Below are 22007 nucleotides of genomic sequence, written 5' to 3'. Positions count from 1 at the left end.
GGGCTCAGGGCTAACCTTTACATTAACTGTTAAGGTTAGTAAACCCTCATTGCCCATAGACATGCTTACTCAACCTTGTATTTGGCTATATTGACTTTTCTCATGCAATTTGGGCATGTTGCATAATATTGCTTTTTGCCCTTGTAGTCCCATACATACCCACACCTAGGGCATTTAAGTTTTACCACTACTTACCACAAGATAACTAATAAGGAAATAGCCTTATAAGCTTTTCTCATCCCCGCCCTAAAGGGCGAGGCTTTCATTTGTAAAGAAAGAAATACCTAATTTTGGAATGTAATATAATGCATATGAAACATATGTAGTCATGAGGTTAGCAGTCATAACAGGGGCTATTGATGAGCCTAAAAACCTTACCATAGTATTAAACCCAAGGCCTACAGTAAGGCTATCTTGCGGCATAGAAATTGCTATCATGTTAACTATCGGTGTCATTATTGATATAATACCTATACCTGTAATAAAAGAATCTATTATTAAAGGAATAACCCCTCCCCTATCATATAAGAATGAAGAGAAGCTAGCTAAAGAAACTATTGAGCCGTATATAAGAACTGATGTTGGCCCTAAAGAACTTACTGCTAAACCAACTATTGGGGCAATTATTATCATTGCTAATGTTGCAGGCAGCAATGATAAAGCAGCATTTACTACAGATAGACCTAAGCCATATGGAGAAGGCTCTTCGGCAAAATAAATAACCCCTAAATATAGGGTAAACACTGTAGCTACTGAAGGTAAACCTGCTAAGTTCGCTACCATAACATTTCTTATTTGAAGTAGGTGTTGAGAAAACTAAAACGGGAAAGAAGAGCAATTTTGAGAGGAGAGAGGAAGAAAATACAAGTTGAATCACCTAAAGGTAACAAGGTCGCTTCAATTAACTTAGGCATAAATAATTTAGTAAGCGTAGTATTAAATGATGGAACTTGGTTTCTTTACTATGTATATATATGAAATAGGTATATATATGAAATAGGTATATAAAGCATTCTTATAATTATAAGTGAACTTTTAATGGGATTTAATAATATTTATTTCGTTTTTATATAATAGAGTAGAGGATTAAAAATGAAAAACTGCAGTGAAACTTTAAATTATAATATAGGCTTACTGGAAGAACTGGATTCGATATTTGGCAATTCATGCAAAATAGTTAACCTTTTAACAAAACCGCCTAAAAGGTTTTATTTAAGGATAAATACATTAAAAATTAATAAAAAGGATTACTTAAAGATACTGAAAGAAAATAACATAAATTTTTATGAAGATGAAATCATTGACTACGCTATATGGGCTCCCATAAACGGACCCTACGAAATACCTATACATGATAAAAAAGTTTATGTAAACAAATACGCGTCGGAATCTGTATATTTGGGTAGTAACTTATATATACCCGGTATACTTAAAACAGATAAAATAAAAAAAGGAGATAAAGTGACAATTTTTAGCAAAAACAATATACCTCTTGCATCAGGTACGTCAGCAATAGATTATGATGATATATACAAACTTAAAAATGGGCTAGCTGTAATTGTTGAAGAATCAGTTTACAGATCACCTAAAATAAGGGAACTACCGGGATTTAATGAGGGTTATATATATTCGCAAAGCATACCAAGTATTTTAATTGGAGAAATAATTGATCCAAACGAATTCTATAAACCCCTTATTATAGATATGAATGCAGCTCCGGGAGGTAAGCTGGGGGTAATAGCACAAAAATTTGGTAGGAATTCTAGGATAATAGCAATAGACAGGCCGAGTAAGGTAAAAGATCTAAAAGAAAAAATTAATAGGCTTGGCTATGATTGGGTAGAAATTATAGGAGGGGATTCTAGATATGCTAGCCAAGAGCTTAACATAAATGAGAAGGCAGACCTTGTTTTAGTCGATCCCCCCTGTACAAATTTAGGCGTTATACCAAAACTATATGATCAAAAAACTTTAAGGGATATGATAGTTTTAACTAAATATCAAAAGCAGTTTATAAATGAAGCTTTCAGATTATTAAAACATGGAGGAACTTTAATTTATTCTACATGTACACTAACTTATAGTGAAAATGAGGCAAATATAAGGTATGCAATGAGTATGGGATTTGATGTTGAAGAAATAAAAGTGAAGAGTGATGCATTAAAAAATGATTATGGGATAAGGTTTACGCCGGATAGAGGCTATCCTGGATTTTTTATTTCAAAGCTTATAAAAAGTGGTTAAAGGAGATGGATATGAAGAAAGTATTGGTAATAGCAAGCGGAGGGGGACATACTGGGCATAGCATAGCATTGGCTGAACACATGATCGATTTGGGTATCGATGTAGATTTCATAATACCTGAAAAAGACGAATGGACAAGGAATTCGGTAAAAAACTATGGAAAAGTTATTTCAGAAACTCCTAAATTTTTAGACCCAAGCGAACCTTTGTATTTAGGCATTTTGAGAGCGCCTATAGCAATTATAAAGTCCTTAATTAGAGTTAATAAAGGATATAAAATAGTTGTAGCAAGTGGGAGTAATCATAGCATATCATCGGGTATTGCTTTATGGTTAAAAGGTTCAGATATAGTAGTTTTTGAGTCAACAGAGAGGTTTCTGGAGCCAAGCAGAACGATTAAGACTTTAGGAAAAATATCAAAGTTGATAGCATTTCAATGGGAAGAGCAATTAAAATTTAATAAAAAAGGCAAGGTTGTTGGCCCTTTTTTAGGTAAGTTAAAATACGAAATTAAGGATGAAGGATATATTTTGGTTAGCGCTGGGAGTTATGGATATAAGAAGCTTTTTGATTCTTTATCTAAAACCAATTTAGAAAATATTGTATTGCAAACAGGCAAGGTTGACCCAAAGCCTTATATGAAAGCTCATCCTGAATGGAAAGTTTTCCAATTTGATCCAGAACTAGAAAAATATATAGCGAAAGCAAAAATTGTTATAACACACTTTGGAAGGACAGCTATTGAGAGCTCATTAAAATATAAAAAACCTACAATACTTTCTCCAAATATAGAATGGAAATGGATGCAAAATGAAACCAGATTAAAGGAATCAGAAATTATGGCAAAAAAGTTAAATGCATATTATTTGCCTCCCGATAAAGTCAACGAAGAATCATTAATAAACGCTGTTGAAAAAGTTAAGTACCTTGTCCCTAATAGCTATAATGACGGAGCATTGGAACTTGCAAAGATTGTTTATTCAATGTTATAAGGTTTAAACATTAATTATATAGAGGGGCTTATAATTGCCGCAGCAAAACTATGATGAAAGGTTAAGAGCAGTAAAAATTTTAAGATCTGCCAGGAAATTTTTGTCCCTATCAAAGGTATCAGAATTAACAGGTTTGCCATTATCTATGATTTCAAGATATTCTACAGAATATACATTACCTTCCGAAGGAAATGCGAAGGAAATATTAAATGCCTTATTATCGAAACAAGTAATATCAAATATCGTTGCTACTGCCATTAAGATATATAACGGATTTTATGATATAAGCGGTGTAACTTGGAACCCTGATGCTCTTTTACTAATATCTGAATATGCTAAGAAGAGGTTTAATGGGGAATTTGACAAAATATTAACACCTGAAACTGGAGGTATTAGTTTAGCTACATCAATTAGCATAGCCTCTGGCGTGCCAATGATAATTGCTAGAAAACAGAGACCCTTAATTACAGAGCCTATTATAGACGGAATTCATTTCAGCGGGCCTGCATCTTATACAGTTTTTTACGTGCCCAAGAGGGAACTTCCTAAAGGCAAGAAAATACTTATAGTTGATGACTTTAGTGTTAGAGGGCACACATTAAATGCCCTAATCGAATTAATTAGAAAGGCTGGAGCAGAACCAAAATCAATGCTAGTTATAGTAGGTATAGGAAAAGATTGGAAGCTTTTACAAGATTCCGAGGCTTTAATTGAGATAAGCGGCTAAATTGTTTGCAATCAAAGGTCCAACGTCTATATAATAAACCTTATCCTTCTTAGGTAAAGTATTAGCTGCATATATCTTTTCAATGCCTGAGGAAATAAGCTTTTCTTCTGCATTATTTAACAATATAGCATGAGATACCATCACATATATTTTTCCAGCTCCTTGGCTCTTCAAGATTTGAGAAGCCTTCAATATTGTACCTCCTGTGCTTATAATATCATCAATTATTATGATGTCTCTTCCTCTAACGTCCAACTCTTTTGGTTGCATTGTTATTTCTCCTGTAACCCTATCTCTACTCTTTATAAAATAATCGTAATCGCAATTTAAATAAGAAGAAAGGGATTTTGCTCTATCTATAGCCCCTGCATCTGGAGACAAAACAGCTACATTCTTATTTTTGAATCCAATCTTTTCTGCCATATAAGTGTATGGTCTTATGTTTATTGATAATTTACCGAAATATTTTAAACTTTCCTCTTTATGTATTTCTATTGTAAATAACATGTTATAATATTCTTTAAACATATTTAAAACAGATCTTATACTAATTGGTTCTCCTTCTAAAAATACCCTATCTTGTCTAGAATAAGCTAAATAGGGAGAAACGAGTACTTGATCTTCAGCTCCTAGTTCTTTAATGGCGTCGCCCAATAAGATGGTTTCTATTATAGATTTATCTTGAGGATATATAAGAGATTGAACCACTATAGCTCTATTCCCTTTTATGTTGCAAGGTATTCTTACATAGCTTTCTCCATCTGGAAATGTTTTATATATGGGATTACATATATCAGCTGATAAGGAATTCGCTATGGATTTTGCTATTTCGTTTGAAACATCATTAGTCCCAGCAATTACCAAGTTTCTTTTCACGCCTAACCCCAATTATTTTTATATATAATAAATTATTAAAGGCTTTTAGAATTTGTTTAAAAATATTTAGCTAAAATATTTTAATAGATTAAAAATTAGAAATCTGACCTCCTCCTTGCATTAAAGGGCGAGACTTTCGGTTGTAACCTTCTTTCGGCTATAAAGGCTAAGCTTGTCAATCTTTTGCCAGATAAAGCTATTTACCTGTATAAAGATTATTATAATTGCAATGAGGAGGATGGAGCGACCCTGAGAAGTGATGAGCGACTTTCCTCTGAGCTTTTTAAGTTAATCAGATTTAATCAATTATTCTTAGGACCCAAGATATTTGGAAGATATATTAATTTTATGTTATCCTATATTTCTCTGTTTAAAGAATTTATAGGTTTTACATCTGAAAGCCTTGCCCTTCAGGGCGGGAGAGGAGGTCAGTCAAAATAAAATAATATTTAAGAACTTAGAAAAACCTTTAAGGTTAGGAGGTTAGAATTTAGTGGTGAGTCTAATGATAATGGATATTTTTTCAACAATAACAATAACTAATGCTTCATTATCTCAAATGTTTGTAAATGCCTTGCATAATCCTTATGAGCTGATTACTATACTAATTGAATTTTTATTGGGTTTAGGGCTAGGATACGTTTCAGTTAAAATTTTGAAATATATAATAGCTTTTATCATTATAGTTATAATAGGCGTTATATTAAATGTTTGGAGCTTTGGGGGTAGCTTAAGCAATACTCTATCTACCCTACAAACAGAGGCAGTTAGTATAGAGCCTGTATTTAGAAACCTTATGTTAACCCTAGGATTATTTACTATTGGTCCAATACTCTTGGGATTTATAATAGGTATTTTAATTGGTTTGGCTAGGCATTAACTTTTTGTTTATAGTTAACATTTTTATTACATGTTTTAAAATGTTTTAAAAATTTTATATTAAAAATTAAATTTTAAAATATTTTATCCTTTTAAGAGGATAAGTATTGACAAGAATGTCAAGCCTCTTCTCTTCTAGTAGAGCTCTTAAGTATTATAATTTAAAATATAGGAGAACATAAGATTTAGTACAATTCAAATAAACACGTAAAATACATCTTCAACTATAACTTTATCAATGGCTGGCAATGTGTCGTAAGAAATACAATCCTAAACATATGAACCGCCCAAGGGAATCCTTTAGGGCAGAGAATAGTCAGAAATATATTTATAATTTTACAACACTAATTTCTTTTAATTCACATATTTATTGCTGAGAGCTTGAATTTACATCTTGTTGTGTTTTTTCAGGCTCAAAAGTATAAGATCTTACAGCTTTACCAAAAGCCTTTACTATTGGAGAAATTATGTTCATAAATGCTAGAAAGTCTTGATCAACCAATAATTTTAAAATATCTGAGATGCTTCCATTACTTTTTGATATTTTTTCTAAATTTGCTGATAAGTTATTTATAAAACTTTCTAAAAACTTTGAAATTGCATCTAGTAAGTTTAAATTAAATATTTGTTTTAATATATTAAGGATTTTTAATCCTAACTCTTTAACGTAATTTAAAATTTTATTAAAATAACTTATTAAATCGTCTACCTTAAAAGAGTTCATCAAGCTATTTAATATATTGCTTGCAATATTTGATAGATAATTTAAGAAATCTATAAGTGAATTTAAAACATTTTTTTGCATTTCGGCAAAATTTTTCATTTTTTCCTGCATTGCTGCATCTTGAGATAATAAATCTATAGATGATATAGAATTAACTATGGTTTTAATAGTGTTTATACTAGGCATCAAGAGAGAATCAGTTAAATTTAATACTAATTTAGTTATCTTATCTACTAGATTATTTATATTATTTATTAAATCACTGATATTTATGGTTTGGTTTGTTTCTATGTTGCTCATCTAATTCACCAATATAATATGTTGAATTTAAGAATTAATAAGTTTCTCGCTTTTGCAAACTGAAAATAGCTCCTCTTTTAAACATAACTCATACCTTAATGAGAGGTATGGGTCAAAGGTATGTAAACTAATTGAAGGTAGAATAAAGTTTTCTATACCATTTATAATGTAACTTTATTCTTAAGGTCAGGTAGTTTACTTTAAATTTATAAAGCATAATAGCTACAAAAAGCAGGGAAATCTTAATGATAAGAGATATAAAAAGGGCTTTAATGTTAACTTTAACTTCGCCTATAAAGCCTGGTTCAATTCATAGATTTATGCCTGAAATAGAGTTTGAAGAGAGAATTATAGAGGCAATAGAAGTTTTTGACATTATTGATGAATCGCATAAAAGAGGTAGGGAACTTGCATTAGGGAATATCGATCTGGGTTCATTAGGTTTAGGGCATTTAATATCAACAGCCTATAAAAAATCTTTTGAAATCATTAACGAGAGACCCATACCAGGTATTGCAGCAGCAGCTATTGTTTTATCTTCAATAGATGGATATTCTGAAGCGTTAAAGCAGAACGTAATTAATAACATAGGCTCTTTTTTATCTAAATTGTTATATAAGGGGAAGCCTAACGATACGGTTGAATTTATAGAGTCTTTAGAAGATTTGGGCTTATCAAATTACATAAGTTTGTTAGAAAAGGCTAATATTAATAAAAATTATATAGAATATGAAGGTAGGACATTAGGAGATATATTTGAGGTTTTATCTAAAATAGATGCAGGATTTATGATAAATATAAAAGATTATAGCAATCTGCTAAAGTTATCTAAATTAATAACTAATTCTAAAAACGCTATACATGCATCTATAAAATCATACATATATATAGGAAAAGATTTGTACAAAATAAATGACTTCTCAGATTTGGATATTAATGATCCTAATTTGCTAAATAAGCTATCGTCTAAAGATAAAGTATTGAAAAGGAATAGGGAAGATTTAAATTCTATATTAGGGGGCGTTTTGATTACTTTATACCTTGCATTAAATTATGAAAATCCTTTAAGGCTATTTTGATTAACCTCTTTAGTTTCATGCTTATAATAAATAAAGTGAAATTAAATTTTGTTAAAAAGGCTTCTGGCTATTGATTGTTTCTTTTGCTCCTTAAAAAATAAGTATTTTCTTTTGCTTTAGAGCACAAAAATTAAGAATTTGATGAAGTACTTCCATGAGGTTTAAGCTCCTATCTAATTAAGCTTTCTAATGTATCTTTTTTATAGAAAAGTATATTTACCCTGAAAGTTTCTTTAATAGTAAATAATAACTAGAGGATGATAAATATTGCCTAATATAAAAGAACTAATGATGTCTGCTCAAGGTATTATTAAGGCTGATTCAATTATTACTAATGCAAACTTAGTTAGCGTAACTACTGGGGAAATAATTGAAAATGCATCAATAGCAATATATAAAGGAATTATAACAAGGGTTTTAAATAAGGAGGAAGATATAAACAATTATATTGGATATAGAACAAAAATTATAGATGCAAGAAATAATTATGTAATGCCGGGTTTTATAGAAAGTCATATACACATAGAATCAAGCCTATTAAATGTTAGAGAATTTGGAAAGCTTGAAGTCATTCATGGCGTAACAACAGTGATTGCCGATCCCCATGAAATAGGTAACGTTTTAGGATATGAAGGAGTTAAATTGTTTATTGAAGAAAGCAAATATGCTCTTCCAAGAATTTATTTTGAGGTTCCAAGTTGTGTCCCAGCTGTTGACATTAATAAAGGCTTAGATAGTGGAGGAAAAATAATTAATAATGATGATATACGCGAAATGATGAAATCAGAAAAAATTATTGGACTGGGAGAAGTGATGGATTTTGAAAGCGTTTTACAAGGAGAGAAAGAAATGCTAGAAAGGATAGAAATAGCAAAAAGTAGCAATAAAGTTATTGAAGGTCATGCACCACTCCTTAATAAAGAAAAACTAGACAGTTATCTAATAGCAGGTGCTAGCAGTGATCATGAATCCTCAATAGTAGAAGAAGCTTTAGAAAAGGTAAGAAAGGGCATGTATGTATTTATGAGAGAGGGCAGCGCTTGGAAAAACTTGAATGAACTTTCCGAACTCATAACTAACTATAAAATTGATAGCAGAAGGCTTATTCTTGTTGCTGATGATATAAATGTTGTTGATTTGGTAGAAAACGGGCATTTAGATTATTTAATCAACAGAGCAATAGAATTAGGTATAGACCCTATAAAATCAATCCAAATGGTTACAATAAATCCCGCAGAGCATCTTCATATTGATGATAAAATAGGTATAATAGCTCCAGGCAGATATGCAGATCTAGTTTTCTCGGAAAATTTAAACAAAATTAACATAAACACTACTATAATAGAAGGAGAGGTTGTTTATAAAGATGGTAAAATAATAGCTAAAAATAAAAGTGACAACTTCATTTATCCCAAATATGCAAGCAATACAATTAATTTAAATCGATTTAACGAGGAAGATATTTTAATTAAGGTAAAAGATGATTTAAGAGAAGTTAATACAAACATAATAAAGGCTATACCGGGAAGTTCTTTAACCGAGAAAGTAGTCGAAGAACTACCGGTTAAGAAAGGCTTTGTTAGCTCTGATATAGAAAGAAACATAATGCACATAGCAGTTGTAGATAGGCATCACGCATCTGGTAATATAGGAAAAGGTTTTGTTAAAAATTTGGGAATTGAAAGGGGGGCAATAGCCCAAACAATAGCTCATGATACGCATAATTTAATTATAGCAGGTTATGATGTAAAAGATATGATAACAGCATCAAAATATGTTATAGAATCAAATGGTGGTATTGCATATGTCGATAAAGGAAAACTTGTTTCTATTGTTAAGCTTCCTATAGCTGGATTAATAAACAACTCTAGTTATGGTGAAGTTTATAAGGAACTAAAACAGTTGGAGGAGTCTTTAAGCGCGGCAGGAGGTTCGCTTAACAGCGTCTTTATGACATTAGGCCTTATATCTTTACCTGTTATACCTGAATTAAGAATAACTGATAAAGGTCTTGTTGATGTCATGAAAGGAAAAATAATTGACCCTATTAACAGGGCTCAATGGTAGCTGGCGGTTTTGTTGATGTAATGAAAGAGACTGCCGTAATTTTCTTAACTTCGTTTGTAATTCTGCGAGATATTTCGTCAACAACATCATTACGAGGTAAATAATAGTCTGCTGTCATACCGTCATTGCTAGTAATGAGCCTTATATTAATAATATATCCTTCTTCTCTCTCATCTCCTTTTACTCCTACCCAAGACTCTGATATAGATACAACTGATTGCCATAGTTCATTATATATACCTTTAGATTTTAACTCATCAGATACTATTTTATCAGCCTTTCTTAGCAAATTGAGCTTTTCACTTGTAAACTTACCTATGACCCTTACTGCCAATCCTGGACCCGGAAATGGATGCCTGCTAAGTATTTCTTTAGGAATTCCTAATATGTTTCCTAATTCTCTAATCTCATCCTTATATAATCCCTTAAGAGGTTCTATCAGTTGAACATTAAACCACTTAGGAATACCGCCTACATTATGATGAGATTTAATTTTTTGTGAATGCTTCGTTTTCCCGCTTTCTATTAAATCTGGGTATGTCGTACCTTGTATTAAATAAGAAGCCTTTTCATCCATTATTATTTTATTAAGTTTCTCTGCAAACAATTCTCCTATTATTTTCCTCCTTTCTTCGCAACTCTCTATCCCTTCAAGCCTTGCTATAAAATCTTCTGAAGCGTTTATATAAATTGGGTTTATTCCGGCCTTCTTTAAATTTTTTATTGATTCATCAACTTCGTTTTCCCTAAACAATCCATGGTCTATTAAAACAGGTATAACGTTATTATAACCAATAGCCTTCATAACCATATATGTTGCAACTGTAGAATCGATCCCCCCGCTTACAGCAGAAACCACTTTTCCACCTTTATAAACAGTTCTTATACTGTTTAATTCTTCAGCATAATAATTTGAGACTCTCTCTTTCATAGAAATTTCATTTATTAAAAATCCAGATATTTTAGCAAAATTCATTAATATTTGTGAACCTTTTCTTGTATGGCTTACTTCTGGATGGAATTGAACCCCATAAACAATTTTATTGGGTAATCTTATTGCTGAAATACAACCCCTTTCTGAGATTGCATTTACTTCAGCCTCTCCAGGATCTATAACACAATCCCCATGGCTCATCCATACCTCTTCAATATCATCGAGGCCCTTTAATATTTCATTTGTTCCTTTTAAATATATTTTAGTTCTTCCATATTCAGCTTTATTTACCATTTTCCCTCCGCTCATCAAAGAAATTAATTGGTGTCCAAAGCAAATTCCTAAAAGAGGCTTCCCAAAGCTTACTATTTTGTTTATATTTTCTTCTATTTCTTTTATATCGTCTCTTAACGCACTTAACGGACTCCCAGATACTATAACCGCTTTAGCGTTGTAAACTCTTTCATCAAATTCTGATGTTAAAATTGATTCAACCCCAATATAAGTTAACCTCTTATGTATTAAATGAGTATACTGCGAACCTAAATCAACGATGGCTATGTATTCCATGTAAACCCCTCTCCTTATGCTTTATTTATTCTAAAAAGTTTTGGGGTTATATAATTTAATAAATTATAAAACCAATTAAACTAATTATTAATTTACTCAAATTAATATTAAATGTTTTTATCGCTTTTCTTAAACTGATTAATTGAGGAAGTAAAATTACTAAGGCGATGAAAATGAACATAAGCGATTTCATAACGTTTAACGATGTAGTAATAGTGCCTGGAAGATCGTCTCTAGAGCCTTCAAAAGTTGATATAACCGGAAAAATTTCAAGAAACATAAGTTTAACGATACCGGTCATCTCAAGCCCTATGGATACAGTAACTGATTGGAGAATGGCAACAACTTTAGCAAGGCTAGGTGCTATCGGAATAATACACAGGAATATGTCAAGAGAAGAGCAGGCAATTCAAATAAGAAAGGTGAAGGAACAAAAAACAGATATATGGGAAGAAATACCGAAAATAGATCCAGATTCTAAAATAGAAAACGTTTTATTGAGAAGTGAAGATTATTTTGCTATAGTAAGCAATAACGGTATTGAAGGTATGATATTAAGAATAGGCGCAAATTATACTCTTGAATCAAAGAAAATCGATTATTTAGCTAAGCTATTGTCAATGATAAGTGTTTCTCCAACAATTGATGAAAATCATAGACTTAGAGTTGGAGCAGGCATATCTCCGTTTGACTTTGAAAGGGCTAAGATATTAGACAAAGCAGGGGCCGATGTATTGGTGGTTGATGTAGCGCATTTGCATAATGAAAATGCTTTAAGCGGCTTAGCAAAAATTTCAAAAAATGTTAGTGCTGAAATAGTTGCTGGTAACTTAGGTACTGTAGAAGGCGTTAAAGACACTTTATCTAAAGTTGAAAATATATCGGGCCTTAGAATGGGTATATCAAGTGGAAGTATTTGTTTAACAGGGGAAGTAACGGGGGCATCTGTACCAACGTTAACAGCAACAATTAACGCAAGAAAGGCATTAGAAGAGTTAGGTTTGTTTGGAAAAATTCCAATAATTGCTGACGGAGGGATTAAAAATGCTGGAGACGCAGCCAAGGCTATCATAGCTGGAGCTAGCAGCATAATGGTTGGCAGATATTTAGCTTGTACTGAAGAATCGCCAGGAGTTAAGATAAGAATTGGAGATAAACTGTATAAACAATACCGTGGTATGGCTAGCAGAGGTGCTATGGAAAAAAGGTATGCAGAGGATAGATATTCTAAGCCAAGTAAGGCGATAGAAGAAGGAGTTGAAGGAATTGTAGAATATTGTGGAAGCGCCATTAATGCATTAAGCGAAATGGCATTAGGTCTTCAAGCATCTTTAGGCTATGCAGGCGCAAAAAATATTGTAGAAGCATGGAATGCCGGCCTTGCAAGAATAACAAGTTTAGGAGCAAAAGAAGTAGGAATTCATGATGTAGAAACCTGAGCAGGTTGTATATTAGTTTTTCTCTATATTAAAAAATCCTTTATATTTTATAAGGGCTGGACGTAAATTAGAAAGCGGAGAAAAAAGAAAAGAGCTAACACTCGATAATAGTAAATCTATTAATATTACTAAGGTGGAAAAAATGATAAGAGAAAGTAAATTAGAAATACTGTGCCCTAGATGTAAAGTTCCTATGGATTACCTATCTGAAACGGAAAAAGTATCAAACAGTAACGGAAAATCAGTGAAAATAACAAGATACTATAAATGTCCAGTATGTGGGAGGAGAATAATAGATGAAACCCTAATAATAAGAGATGATGGAACTAATACGGTTATAGAATCGCACACTAATGGGGCAAGGAAACTGCTAGAAAAACAAAAGGTATCTTTAATAAAATAAATTTTTATTTTATTTTATCTATAAATTTTTTACAATCCAGATCAGAATTTAAATAACTCTTTGCCATTTTTGATACCCTATCGGCTATGTATATAGGCATTGGTAATTTAAAGCTTCCAGACATCATTTTAGTTATATTAAAGCTTGTTTCTAAAGATATCTTATTTCCAGGACTTATATAAATTTTCTTATTTTTAAGTAATAAAATTTTTGAAACAAGTTTATCTCCTATCTTTAGATAAATGTTTTCACCTTCTAATACCTCTTCCCCCACAAGCCTTTTCTTAGCTATACCTATAGTAGGTATATCAAATACAACCCCTATATGGGTAGCTATACCAGCAAATCTCGGATGAGCATAACCGTGACCATCAACAAACAATAAATACGGATTTACCTTTTTTAGCGTTTTTAATAATGACGGAACTAATAAATACATTTCCCTAAAAGCTAAAAGTCCTGGAATATAAGGGATACAAACCTTCCTTATGGTTATATTGCAATCAATAAATTCATATTGAGGATATTTTATAGCAACGGCAACTCCTATGCCCAAGTCATTAATATATGAAGCATCTAAACCAACTACAATTTTACCTTCTATTTCATTTGTGTTTACATAATCCCTTAAATCAACCTTTTTGCTTATAATGTTTTGAATTTTAATAGCGATATCCTTATTAAAGCTGGCTTTAATTTGTTCGCAATTATCATAAAACATTAAATTCACTTTAAAATATTATTGAGTTTCTTCGACTACCTTTAATTTATATGATTTTTCTACAGGTTTTCCGTCAGTTTTTATTATAAGTAAATCTATTCCATCTCCTGATGAGGAGTCTCTTTCCATAGTTGTCTTTAAAGCGTTTATAGCAATTTTTTCAGATTCTTCAACAGATAAGCTTTCATTATAAGTTGATTCTAATACGCCAAGCGCTGTAGTTCCACCACTGCCTACAGCCATGTATTTATCTTCTGTTATAGAACCTAAAGTGTCTAATGTATAAAGCTTAGGCTTTCCATCCTTATCGATTCCTCCGATTAATGCTTCTATTAGAAAAGGTAGCATTTTATATGAGTATAATATGTTCGAAAAGAGCTTAGATATTGCGTATAGGCTCATTGAAACTTCGTTTGTTGTCTCATAATAACTTATCTCTGCATTCATTATTCTTATTAATCCACTCACATCAGCATAAAGCCCTGTTAAAGCTATACCAGCTTTGTTATTAAACAAATAAACCTTCTTTGCGTTCCTGCTCATTATGAAGCTGCCATAGGACATTCTTTTATCAGTTGCTAAAACAATACCATCTTTTGCTCTTATTCCAACAGCCGTACCTTGTTCATATGATATAGCCATTTTTTACCAACCTCAATTTAATTTTGTTCAGAAACCTTTAAAGCTGTTTTGCATATATTTTGCCTTATTATGTTAACAAGATAATTTTGCTCTTATTAATTATTTTTGTTCAGAAACCTTTAAATGTTCTGTTGGTATCGTTACAACTATTTTTGAATCACCTTCTAATAAAGTTATATCAGCTTCTCCTCTTGTTGAATAAATTTCTACGACACGACCCTTCATTCCTTTAAAGGGACCTCCAATAATTTCTACTAATTGTCCCTTGTTTAATGAAGGCAAAACAGTTAAAGGTTTTAGAAGCTTAACAACATCTTGCAGATTTATTGCTATAGGTCTTTTTCTTTTCACATTTTTAATTCCTCTTATTAAATAGAATAGATCTTTAATATCTCCTATCTCAACTATTACCGTTCCCTTTAAATCTTCAGAATAAACTATACTTCTCACATCTAATTTTAGCGTTTGTGCTCTTTCTGCAAAAATCAGGGCTATTTTTTCCTCATACCCTCCAACTACTGATATCGCATAAATTTTCGATTCTTTCTTTTCTGAAGAAGACAATAGATATCACCTTAAGCCACCAATAATACATATATTAAATGTATTATATATCCAATAGCTCCTACTATAACGAAACCTAATAAATTCAATCTCGTCAATAAATTAAACTCCTCTTCGTCGGGCTTTCTTGATAATAGTAATATTCTTTTCCATGATGATAGATATTCTTTTATTTTGTCTAGCCCTGCCATTCTTAATCCTCCAATTTATAAAATATAGCAGAGTCTTATATACTAATTTGACAAAGCGAACGACAAACCTTGTCCTTTTTAGAGGCATGGTAAAAGCTTGAAAATACCTGAATACTTATTAAAAATTGAGACAGCTGCTAAAAGGGTATGCGTCACTGAAATATGAGGTACGCCTCTACCCCAACTAACAGTGTGATATGGTGTAGGGAGGCCCTAGATCAGGACCAAAGTATGTGTATACGTTTTATTGGACACTTTCTATAAAGGCTTTTCGCCTAAATTTCTCATAAGGAGCCTCGACGCTATTATTAACGGATCCCATGCAGGGCTTAAGGTAGGTTGATAGCCTATATCACTATTAAACAGGTCCCATATAGTTCCCTTAACTGTTAAAAGTGATGCAATTAAATTAATGCGCCAGAAAACAGAATCTCCGGGACCGATAGCTTGTGCGCCTAGCAATCTTCCTCTCTTATCATCAGAAACTACTTTAAGATATATCTTATTTTCTCCCCCGGGGATATAATGGGCTCTAATCCCAGCGTTTAATGAAGCTTCCATAACTTTGTAGCCAAGTTTTTCTGCCTCTGATTTAGATAGCCCTGTTTTAGCTGCTACCATATCAAAAGTCTTTAATGCGGAGGTGCCAACACTCCCTCTAAATACAGCCTCTAATCCTCCTATATTGCTTCCAGCTATATAGCCCATTTTGTTAGCTATCTGTGCAAATGGTCTCCAAACAAATTTTTCAGTAATTAAGTCTAGGTGTTCTGTTACATCTCCAACTGCATATACGTCTGGGTTACTTGTTAATAGCTTCTCATTAACAATTATACCACCACTACTTCCTAATTTAAGCTTTAGCTGCTTTGCTATATCATTATTTGGCTCTATGCCAACACCTATAATAAACATATCACCATCAAAAGAACCGTTGGCGGTCTTAACTTTAACCGCCTCATTATTATTTATTTCAAAAGATTCTACTGGGGAGTTCTTTATTATTTCGACTTCTTTAGATTTTAAATAATCTTCAACGATGCTTGCTAAATCAGGGTCTAGCATTTTGGGAAGAATTTGGTTAAGTGCTTCTATGACAGTTACTTTCAACCCAAGATTAGCTAAATTTTCTATTAATTCTAAACCAACATACCCTGATCCTATTATTACAGCTTTCTTGCCTCTACCTAATTTTAAAGCATAATTCCTTATAATTTCTCCTGAGTCCAAATGCGTTATGTAAAAAACATTTTTTGCATCTTTTATTTCTGGCCAAATTTTGTCTGCCTTAGATCTTGCCCCTGTTGCTATAACCAACTTATCCCATTCTAATGTTTCTTCCTTTCCAGATTTTAAATCCTTGAATTTTAAGGTCTTATTTTCAGCATCAACCTCTGTAACTTCTTTGTTAAACCTTAGATCTATACCTCTTTTTGTAAATTCTTCTGGTGGGTAAAAGAGAAGGTCATCAAGCTCTTTAACTACGTTTCCAATGTAGTATGGAATGCCACACAAAGCAAAGCTCGCATAATTTGTTTTCTCTAAAACAGTTACGCTTAACTTATTGTTTAGCCTTTTTGCTCTAGAAGCTACAGCCATGCCTCCTGCTCCAGCACCAATAATAACTATTTTTTGCACTTAACATTCACCAACTAAATCTTATATGAGGAGAAATTAAAGGTTTTGCTATATAATTAAGACTTAAGCATAATTCCTCCTCCCGAGTCTTTTATTATTTTTACTAGATCAGAAGTAATTCTTACTATACCATTAGAATCTCCTTCTAATTTTATGCTTATGGAGGCCTTAGCTATTGTTTGCAAGTTTAAGTTTTCTTCTATATCAATTCTTGCTTTAATGAATAAGCTGTCACACGATGCAATCGCCCATGCAGATGACGCTGTTGCAATACATTTTAATCCATCAATATAATTTTTTATTGTTTCAAACCCTCTAAGTAATAAGCTTGGATCCTCATATACTACTTCCAGTTCAGCTGAAGATATCATTTTTTCACCCATTTTTAGGTTAATTCAAAGAATTATAATTTTCTATTAAATTTTCTAAATCAAATTTATTAAATAAATAATATAATATCTATAGGGAGTTAGATATGGTAAGATACGCTATCGCATATTCAATTAACGATCCAGTGGGAAAAAATGTTGCCGAAAAGCTTGTAGAGAGAGGGGGAAGTATTAGTTATTGTGAAATTGCTGTATCATGCTATAATATAAATGGTGTAAAGTTGGCAGGGTTTAATGAGGATACAATATATTTTGATTTTTTGGATGAGGTACCAGATAAAAACTCTGATTTTATTATAGTTGTTTCAAAGCATCAGTCAACAAGCAATGCAAAAACGCTTAGCGTGCACCATACAGGAAATATAAGTGATGCCTTATTTGGAGGAAAGCCTAAGCAATTATCTTATGTCGACCCTGCTATAACTAAGCATGTATTTAAAAATTACTATAAGAATACTGTTGAATTAAAGGAATATAATTTTACTTTGGAAGCAACTCACCATGGCCCTACGTCATTAACTAAGCCCATTTTATTTATAGAAATAGGCAGCACCGAAAAGGAATGGAATGATATAAAAGCAGTTAATTCTTTGGCTCAAACATTGACTGATGTAATAAATAAAGACGTTAGTTATGATTGCGTGCCATCAATAGGGATAGGGTCTACTCATTATCCGAAAAAGTTTACTGAAATGGAGTTAAATGATAAATATTGTTTTGGCCACATAATTTCTAAATATTATGCTGATTATTTGGATTTTGATTTGTTAAATCAATGCGTTGAGAAAAGTAACCCTAGGATAAAAGTTGCAATAATTGAAAAGAAAGGGATAAAGTCCGAAACCAGAAAGAAAATTGAATCTATATTAAAGGAACTGGACTTGGAAATAATATATGTTTAAAATGGTAGCCGGGCGGGGATTCGAACCCCGGTCACGGGGGTTCCTTTGGCTACCTGCAAGCCATCCAAGGCCCCGCATCCTTGGCCGCTAGACGACCCGGCTTCAATATTAATAAGATTAGAAAAAGGATTAAAAATTTATTTACCTTTAAACGATGGTTTTTTCTTCTCTAAGAATGCAGTGACTCCTTCAACAACATCTTCAGTGCTAAATAATAAACCGAATAGATTTGCTTCTAGGTTTAATCCGGCCCATATGTTGCTTTCAAGTCCTTGTTCTATAGCAAGCTTTGCTGCCATTAAGGCTAATGGAGGCCTCTCCGCGATCTTTAAAGCTAAATCTCTTGCTTCTTGTTCCAATCTTTCAGGAGGAACTACTTTATCAACTAGTTTTAATGCGTACGCATCTTTTGCTGATATGTTATCCCCAGTGAAAATTAATAACTTTGATTGGCCTCTACCAACTAGCCTTGGAAGCCTTTGAGTTCCACCAGCTCCGGGTATGAATCCTAAGTTTATCTCTGGTTGTCCAAGCAAAGCAGTTTCTGATGCAATTCTTATATCTCCGCTCATTGATATCTCAAGACCTCCACCAAGGGCATATCCATTAATTGCTATAATAATGGGTTTGGCATAAAATTCCATCTTTAATGTTAATTCTTGGAACTTCTTTGAAAATATAGCAGCCTGCATAGGTGTTATTCCTGCAAAAGCTGTTACATCAGCTCCAGCACTAAAAGCTCTTCCAGATCCTGTTATTATTAAAACTCTTATGTCGTCGTTTAACTCTAGTTCATCTAAAGCTTCTCCAAGCTCTTTTATCATATCTGGAGATATCGCGTTTAATCTATTTGGTCTGTTTAAAACAATCCATGCTATTGGTTTTTCGTATTTTATTAATATTGTCTTTTTGCTTACTTCTTCTACTTTTTTATATTCATAGAATCCCTTTCCTGTTTTTCTTCCTAGTTGATTGTTTGATTCCATATCTTTTAACATTTTTGCGGGCTCGAAATCATCATCTCCTAATAGATCTTTAAGTTGCTTTAATGCAGCATTTATTTTGTCTATGCCAAAGTCATCAGCAAATTCAAATAATCCTTTGGGCCATCCTAAGCCTAACATAACGGCTTTGTCTATATCTTCTTTTGTTGCAACATCGTTTTCTAATAACCATGCACCTTCGTTAACTGCTGGTGCTAAAAGTAAAACAGGGTCTACTTTGTTTGCAATCTCTTTTGGTATTTGGGGTCTAACATATACTCCAGGTTTTGGATATTCATAGAATCCCTTTCCTGTTTTCATTCCTAGTTCTTTTGAATTAAACTTTTGTTCAAACATAGGGCAGTGCTTCATCTTAAAGCCTCTTTCTGTCATTGCTTTGTTAACAAAGTAGAAAACATCTATGCCGCTGTAATCTGCTAGCTCAAATGCACCCATAGGGAAGTTAAGGCTATATTTTACAGCAGAATCTATTTCTAATGTTGAATACATGCCTTTATATGCTAACCAACAAGCTGTATTCAAAAATCTAGCTAATACTCTGTTTGCAATGAATCCTGGCACATCTTTCTTAACTATTACTGGCTGTTTTCCAAAGTTTTTTGCTATTTGATATGTAACGGAAACCGTTTCATCTGATGTCTTTTCACCCTTAATTATTTCAACTAAAGGCATCAAAGGTGGTGGGTTGAAGAAGTGCATTCCTACAACAAGCTCAGGTGCAGAAGTTGCTGCGGCTATCTCTGTGATAGGTAGGCTACTTGTATTAGTTGCCATTATAGAATCGGCTTTCCTATTTTTATCTATAAATCTAAATAGGTTTTGCTTTAGATCTAGCCTTTCAGGAATTGCTTCAATAAACATATCAGAATCCTTTATTGCATTTTCAAAATCTTTTGTGAAATTTCCTTGGGAATCAGTATTGACTACAGGTATAATCCTTGACATAACAGAATCGACGCTTTCTTTTAGGCCACCTTTTTCATGAAGTTTAGATAGGCTCCATTTAATTTTTTCCAAACCACTTTTTAAAATTTCATTGTTTATATCTGCAATATAAACTTTGTATCCTGCTATTGCAGCTAGCTCAGTTATTCCATGACCCATAGTACCTGCTCCTACAACCAAAATTGTCTTTATTTTATCTATAGAGGGCAACTTATTCCACCCAATTATATATATTATAAAGTGAAAATAAAGATTTATTGGTAAAAGGATATTAATAAATTCTATTTATATACATTTATATTTTTTGAATTAATCCTAAATAATATTAATAATGTAGATCGATAAAGCGAACGACAAACCTCGCCCCTAGAAGGGGCGGGGTAAAATTTTTTAAATCAAAAATACTATTTCTATTTGAGATGCTTTTAGATGCCTTCGTCTGGTCAACTCTTAAAACATGAGGAGCGGGAGCCGATTTCTCCCGCAATATCGGCTTGGGGGATAATAGAGTAGCACCCGTAAAAGGGGTGTAACCCTTAAGACCTCAGGAAACCCTCACCCTTCAGGGCGGGGAGGAGGTCAGAAACTAATAGTCCTAATTTTATTCTCTAGTAATGAAGGCAAAATTCCCACTGTTAAGAAAAAATATTGTTATCATTAATAAATTTATTTAAAGGGTATCTTTCAAACTTTAGAAGTAGGTGATAGGAGTATGAGCGACTATTTGGATCAAGTAAAAGATGCTATAAGGAGTGAAGTAACGAAAAATGGCTTTAAAATAGAGTCAAGAGGTAAGAATTCATTCGCATTAACCAAGGAAGGGATGGACTTCATGATTGTTAGAGATTCTGATGAGCAAGTAGAGATATCGTATAAGGGTCAAAGATATCAATACGATAAATATTACACAAAGCCTCAACATTTAGCTCAAGTCATAACTAATGTTATGAACGCAGCATTAGGAAAAAGTCCTCAGGCCTCAGAAAAATAATTTTCAATTTCTAGTCTATAAAGTATAAATTTTCAATTTCTAGGTTTATATTATAAAAAATATTATAAAAAAGATTTATTATATTTTTATTTAGATTACGGGTAGTTTTCAGGTACCTTTGCCCTGAAGAACTTACCTGTTTCAGGGCTCTTGAAAAGCCCTATTTTAACTCCCTTTCTGCTTTTTGGAGCTAGTGTCCAAACCTTTACGGGAGATAGTTCAACTTCCTTACCGGACGATGGATCCTTTACCTTAACAGGTGGGAATTTTTCAGGCATACATCTTCACCTCATATTTTCTATAAATGATATTTTAATTCTAAGTTATTAAATGTTATTGGTATAATTGAGAAATTTTTATGGCTAATTATTAAATATCTTTAAACGTATTATTAAAGGTTTCCTATAAAATAAGTGGGAACTATATCACCTGTTATACTAATCGTTTGTTATTGAAATATTGAAGAAAATAGTGGAGCCCTTAATGGGTGTGGCGGGCCCGCCGGGATTCGAACCCGGGACTTCCGTCTACGGCAGGCTAGGCTTCTGCCCATGGTCTACGGGTTAAGAGCCCGCCGCTCTACCTGGCTGAGCTACGGGCCCATCCAGCATTTATTTCTAAGAACGTCTATCTGTTTAATAACTTTATGCTTTTTATTATGTTTATTATAGCTTATAAAGAAAATTAAAAACTAAAGTATTTATATAAGTATAAATATTAGTAAAAACAATTTATAGTTTGCAAAAATATAATTAAGAATGAAAACTAAACACTTTCTCAAAACTC

The 22007-nt window shown here is 32.5% G+C and carries 25 protein-coding genes and 2 tRNA genes; 12 read left to right on the top strand and 15 right to left on the bottom strand.

All coding sequences use genetic code 11. From position 1 onward, the window contains the following. Positions 1–65: 65 nt before the first annotated feature. The gene (locus tag RXO53_RS01435) at positions 66–188 is read right to left on the bottom strand and encodes a hypothetical protein (RefSeq protein ID WP_410712395.1); all 123 of its coding nucleotides are present in this window, start codon (positions 186–188) and stop codon (positions 66–68) included. Between the two features lie 58 nt (positions 189–246). Next, positions 247–783, bottom strand: a complete 537-nt coding sequence (locus tag RXO53_RS01430) for a hypothetical protein (RefSeq protein WP_410712498.1) — start codon at positions 781–783, stop codon at positions 247–249. 24 nt (positions 784–807) lie between these two features. On the opposite strand from RXO53_RS01430, the gene RXO53_RS01425 reads away from it, so the two are divergent. From RXO53_RS01425 to RXO53_RS01410, 4 genes are all read left to right on the top strand, one after another. Continuing rightward, positions 808–978 (top strand): hypothetical protein, encoded by a 171-nt coding sequence (locus RXO53_RS01425; protein WP_410712497.1) that lies wholly within the window; start codon positions 808–810, stop codon positions 976–978. A gap of 114 nt (positions 979–1092) precedes the next feature. Next, on the top strand, positions 1093–2244 hold the full coding sequence (locus tag RXO53_RS01420; RefSeq protein ID WP_410712496.1) for a PUA domain-containing protein: 1152 nt from the start codon (positions 1093–1095) through the stop codon (positions 2242–2244). Positions 2245–2255: 11 nt separating this feature from the next. Beyond that, the gene (locus tag RXO53_RS01415) at positions 2256–3236 is read left to right on the top strand and encodes a UDP-N-acetylglucosamine--N-acetylmuramyl-(pentapeptide) pyrophosphoryl-undecaprenol N-acetylglucosamine transferase (protein WP_410712495.1); all 981 of its coding nucleotides are present in this window, start codon (positions 2256–2258) and stop codon (positions 3234–3236) included. Between the two features lie 34 nt (positions 3237–3270). Then, positions 3271–3963, top strand: coding sequence for a phosphoribosyltransferase family protein (locus RXO53_RS01410; RefSeq protein ID WP_410712494.1), 693 nt, complete (start codon positions 3271–3273; stop codon positions 3961–3963). Here the strand turns inward: RXO53_RS01410 and prs are convergent. Then, positions 3943–4839: a ribose-phosphate diphosphokinase gene (gene prs / locus RXO53_RS01405; RefSeq protein ID WP_410712493.1), complete on the bottom strand. Its 897-nt coding sequence runs from the start codon at positions 4837–4839 to the stop codon at positions 3943–3945. The genes RXO53_RS01410 and prs overlap by 21 nt on opposite strands. A gap of 183 nt (positions 4840–5022) precedes the next feature. Between prs and RXO53_RS01400 the strand changes: the two genes are divergently transcribed. Then, positions 5023–5280, top strand: coding sequence for a hypothetical protein (locus tag RXO53_RS01400; protein WP_410712492.1), 258 nt, complete (start codon positions 5023–5025; stop codon positions 5278–5280). A gap of 64 nt (positions 5281–5344) precedes the next feature. Further along, the gene (locus tag RXO53_RS01395; protein ID WP_410712491.1) at positions 5345–5719 is read left to right on the top strand and encodes a hypothetical protein; all 375 of its coding nucleotides are present in this window, start codon (positions 5345–5347) and stop codon (positions 5717–5719) included. Positions 5720–6085: 366 nt separating this feature from the next. Here the strand turns inward: RXO53_RS01395 and RXO53_RS01390 are convergent, their stop codons facing one another. Beyond that, positions 6086–6742: a hypothetical protein gene (locus RXO53_RS01390; RefSeq protein WP_410712490.1), complete on the bottom strand. Its 657-nt coding sequence runs from the start codon at positions 6740–6742 to the stop codon at positions 6086–6088. A gap of 245 nt (positions 6743–6987) precedes the next feature. On the opposite strand from RXO53_RS01390, the gene RXO53_RS01385 reads away from it, so the two are divergent. Further along, on the top strand, positions 6988–7821 hold the full coding sequence (locus tag RXO53_RS01385; protein WP_410712489.1) for a hypothetical protein: 834 nt from the start codon (positions 6988–6990) through the stop codon (positions 7819–7821). Positions 7822–8088: 267 nt separating this feature from the next. Continuing rightward, positions 8089–9888 carry an adenine deaminase gene (ade, locus tag RXO53_RS01380; protein ID WP_410712488.1) on the top strand — a complete coding sequence of 600 codons (1800 nt, stop codon included), beginning with the start codon at positions 8089–8091 and terminating at the stop codon, positions 9886–9888. On the opposite strand, the gene guaA is transcribed toward ade, so the two are convergent. After that, positions 9869–11392: a glutamine-hydrolyzing GMP synthase gene (gene guaA, locus RXO53_RS01375; RefSeq protein WP_410712487.1), complete on the bottom strand. Its 1524-nt coding sequence runs from the start codon at positions 11390–11392 to the stop codon at positions 9869–9871. The two genes, ade and guaA, sit on opposite strands and share 20 nt — an antisense overlap. A 173-nt stretch (positions 11393–11565) precedes the next feature. On the opposite strand from guaA, the gene guaB reads away from it, so the two are divergent. Both guaB and RXO53_RS01365 read left to right on the top strand, forming a co-directional pair. Beyond that, a complete protein-coding gene (gene guaB, locus RXO53_RS01370; protein ID WP_410712486.1) occupies positions 11566–12831 on the top strand; it encodes an IMP dehydrogenase in 1266 nt (421 codons plus the stop codon). A gap of 142 nt (positions 12832–12973) precedes the next feature. Continuing rightward, positions 12974–13234: a hypothetical protein gene (locus RXO53_RS01365; protein WP_410712485.1), complete on the top strand. Its 261-nt coding sequence runs from the start codon at positions 12974–12976 to the stop codon at positions 13232–13234. Positions 13235–13238: 4 nt separating this feature from the next. Here RXO53_RS01365 and RXO53_RS01360 read toward each other — a convergent pair whose 3' ends face one another. The 6 genes from RXO53_RS01360 to RXO53_RS01335 form a co-directional block, all read right to left on the bottom strand. Beyond that, positions 13239–13955: an endonuclease V gene (locus RXO53_RS01360; RefSeq protein ID WP_410712484.1), complete on the bottom strand. Its 717-nt coding sequence runs from the start codon at positions 13953–13955 to the stop codon at positions 13239–13241. Positions 13956–13973: 18 nt separating this feature from the next. Next, positions 13974–14597, bottom strand: coding sequence for an archaeal proteasome endopeptidase complex subunit beta (psmB, locus tag RXO53_RS01355; protein ID WP_410712483.1), 624 nt, complete (start codon positions 14595–14597; stop codon positions 13974–13976). Positions 14598–14696: 99 nt separating this feature from the next. Next, positions 14697–15161, bottom strand: a complete 465-nt coding sequence (locus tag RXO53_RS01350) for a transcription elongation factor Spt5 (RefSeq protein WP_410712482.1) — start codon at positions 15159–15161, stop codon at positions 14697–14699. An 11-nt stretch (positions 15162–15172) separates the two neighbouring features. Beyond that, entirely contained in the window at positions 15173–15352 is a 180-nt protein-coding gene (locus tag RXO53_RS01345; protein WP_410712481.1) for a protein translocase SEC61 complex subunit gamma, read from the bottom strand. 258 nt (positions 15353–15610) lie between these two features. After that, positions 15611–16990 (bottom strand): FAD-dependent oxidoreductase, encoded by a 1380-nt coding sequence (locus RXO53_RS01340; protein WP_410712480.1) that lies wholly within the window; start codon positions 16988–16990, stop codon positions 15611–15613. 56 nt (positions 16991–17046) lie between these two features. After that, positions 17047–17361 carry a hypothetical protein gene (locus tag RXO53_RS01335; RefSeq protein WP_410712479.1) on the bottom strand — a complete coding sequence of 105 codons (315 nt, stop codon included), beginning with the start codon at positions 17359–17361 and terminating at the stop codon, positions 17047–17049. Positions 17362–17465: 104 nt separating this feature from the next. Between RXO53_RS01335 and RXO53_RS01330 the strand changes: the two genes are divergently transcribed. Next, positions 17466–18281, top strand: coding sequence for a D-aminoacyl-tRNA deacylase (locus tag RXO53_RS01330; RefSeq protein ID WP_410712478.1), 816 nt, complete (start codon positions 17466–17468; stop codon positions 18279–18281). 2 nt (positions 18282–18283) lie between these two features. Here the strand turns inward: RXO53_RS01330 and RXO53_RS01325 are convergent. Then, positions 18284–18383: transfer RNA gene (locus tag RXO53_RS01325), tRNA-Gln, on the bottom strand. Between the two features lie 35 nt (positions 18384–18418). Next, positions 18419–20440: a 3-hydroxyacyl-CoA dehydrogenase/enoyl-CoA hydratase family protein gene (locus RXO53_RS01320; protein WP_410712477.1), complete on the bottom strand. Its 2022-nt coding sequence runs from the start codon at positions 20438–20440 to the stop codon at positions 18419–18421. A gap of 502 nt (positions 20441–20942) precedes the next feature. Between RXO53_RS01320 and RXO53_RS01315 the strand changes: the two genes are divergently transcribed. Continuing rightward, the gene (locus RXO53_RS01315) at positions 20943–21221 is read left to right on the top strand and encodes a hypothetical protein (protein ID WP_410712476.1); all 279 of its coding nucleotides are present in this window, start codon (positions 20943–20945) and stop codon (positions 21219–21221) included. Positions 21222–21316: 95 nt separating this feature from the next. On the opposite strand, the gene RXO53_RS01310 is transcribed toward RXO53_RS01315, so the two are convergent. Next, positions 21317–21499, bottom strand: a complete 183-nt coding sequence (locus tag RXO53_RS01310; RefSeq protein ID WP_292320604.1) for a chromatin protein Cren7 — start codon at positions 21497–21499, stop codon at positions 21317–21319. A gap of 212 nt (positions 21500–21711) precedes the next feature. After that, positions 21712–21823, bottom strand: a tRNA-Lys gene (locus RXO53_RS01305). Between the last annotated feature and the right edge of the window lie 184 nt (positions 21824–22007).

Origin of the sequence: Caldisphaera sp. (assembly GCF_046536515.1) — an archaeon.
In the GTDB taxonomy this organism is placed as follows: domain Archaea; phylum Thermoproteota; class Thermoprotei_A; order Sulfolobales; family Acidilobaceae; genus Caldisphaera.
This window is presented reverse-complemented; position numbering and strand designations above follow the sequence as displayed.

Excerpts from the sequence above, each read along its gene's own strand:
- guaA (WP_410712487.1), bottom strand. The coding sequence starts at position 11,392 with ATGGAATACATAGCCATCGTTGATTTAGGTTCGCAGTATACTCATTTA.
- psmB (WP_410712483.1), bottom strand. The coding sequence starts at position 14,597 with ATGGCTATATCATATGAACAAGGTACGGCTGTTGGAATAAGAGCAAAA.
- RXO53_RS01390 (WP_410712490.1), bottom strand. The coding sequence starts at position 6,742 with ATGAGCAACATAGAAACAAACCAAACCATAAATATCAGTGATTTAATA.
- RXO53_RS01395 (WP_410712491.1), top strand. The coding sequence starts at position 5,345 with ATGATAATGGATATTTTTTCAACAATAACAATAACTAATGCTTCATTA.
- RXO53_RS01360 (WP_410712484.1), bottom strand. The coding sequence starts at position 13,955 with ATGTTTTATGATAATTGCGAACAAATTAAAGCCAGCTTTAATAAGGAT.
- RXO53_RS01420 (WP_410712496.1), top strand. The coding sequence starts at position 1,093 with ATGAAAAACTGCAGTGAAACTTTAAATTATAATATAGGCTTACTGGAA.
- RXO53_RS01365 (WP_410712485.1), top strand. The coding sequence starts at position 12,974 with ATGATAAGAGAAAGTAAATTAGAAATACTGTGCCCTAGATGTAAAGTT.
- RXO53_RS01385 (WP_410712489.1), top strand. The coding sequence starts at position 6,988 with ATGATAAGAGATATAAAAAGGGCTTTAATGTTAACTTTAACTTCGCCT.
- RXO53_RS01330 (WP_410712478.1), top strand. The coding sequence starts at position 17,466 with ATGGTAAGATACGCTATCGCATATTCAATTAACGATCCAGTGGGAAAA.
- RXO53_RS01430 (WP_410712498.1), bottom strand. The coding sequence starts at position 783 with ATGGTAGCGAACTTAGCAGGTTTACCTTCAGTAGCTACAGTGTTTACC.
- RXO53_RS01335 (WP_410712479.1), bottom strand. The coding sequence starts at position 17,361 with ATGATATCTTCAGCTGAACTGGAAGTAGTATATGAGGATCCAAGCTTA.
- RXO53_RS01345 (WP_410712481.1), bottom strand. The coding sequence starts at position 15,352 with ATGGCAGGGCTAGACAAAATAAAAGAATATCTATCATCATGGAAAAGA.
- RXO53_RS01415 (WP_410712495.1), top strand. The coding sequence starts at position 2,256 with ATGAAGAAAGTATTGGTAATAGCAAGCGGAGGGGGACATACTGGGCAT.
- RXO53_RS01315 (WP_410712476.1), top strand. The coding sequence starts at position 20,943 with ATGAGCGACTATTTGGATCAAGTAAAAGATGCTATAAGGAGTGAAGTA.
- RXO53_RS01310 (WP_292320604.1), bottom strand. The coding sequence starts at position 21,499 with ATGCCTGAAAAATTCCCACCTGTTAAGGTAAAGGATCCATCGTCCGGT.
- guaB (WP_410712486.1), top strand. The coding sequence starts at position 11,566 with ATGAACATAAGCGATTTCATAACGTTTAACGATGTAGTAATAGTGCCT.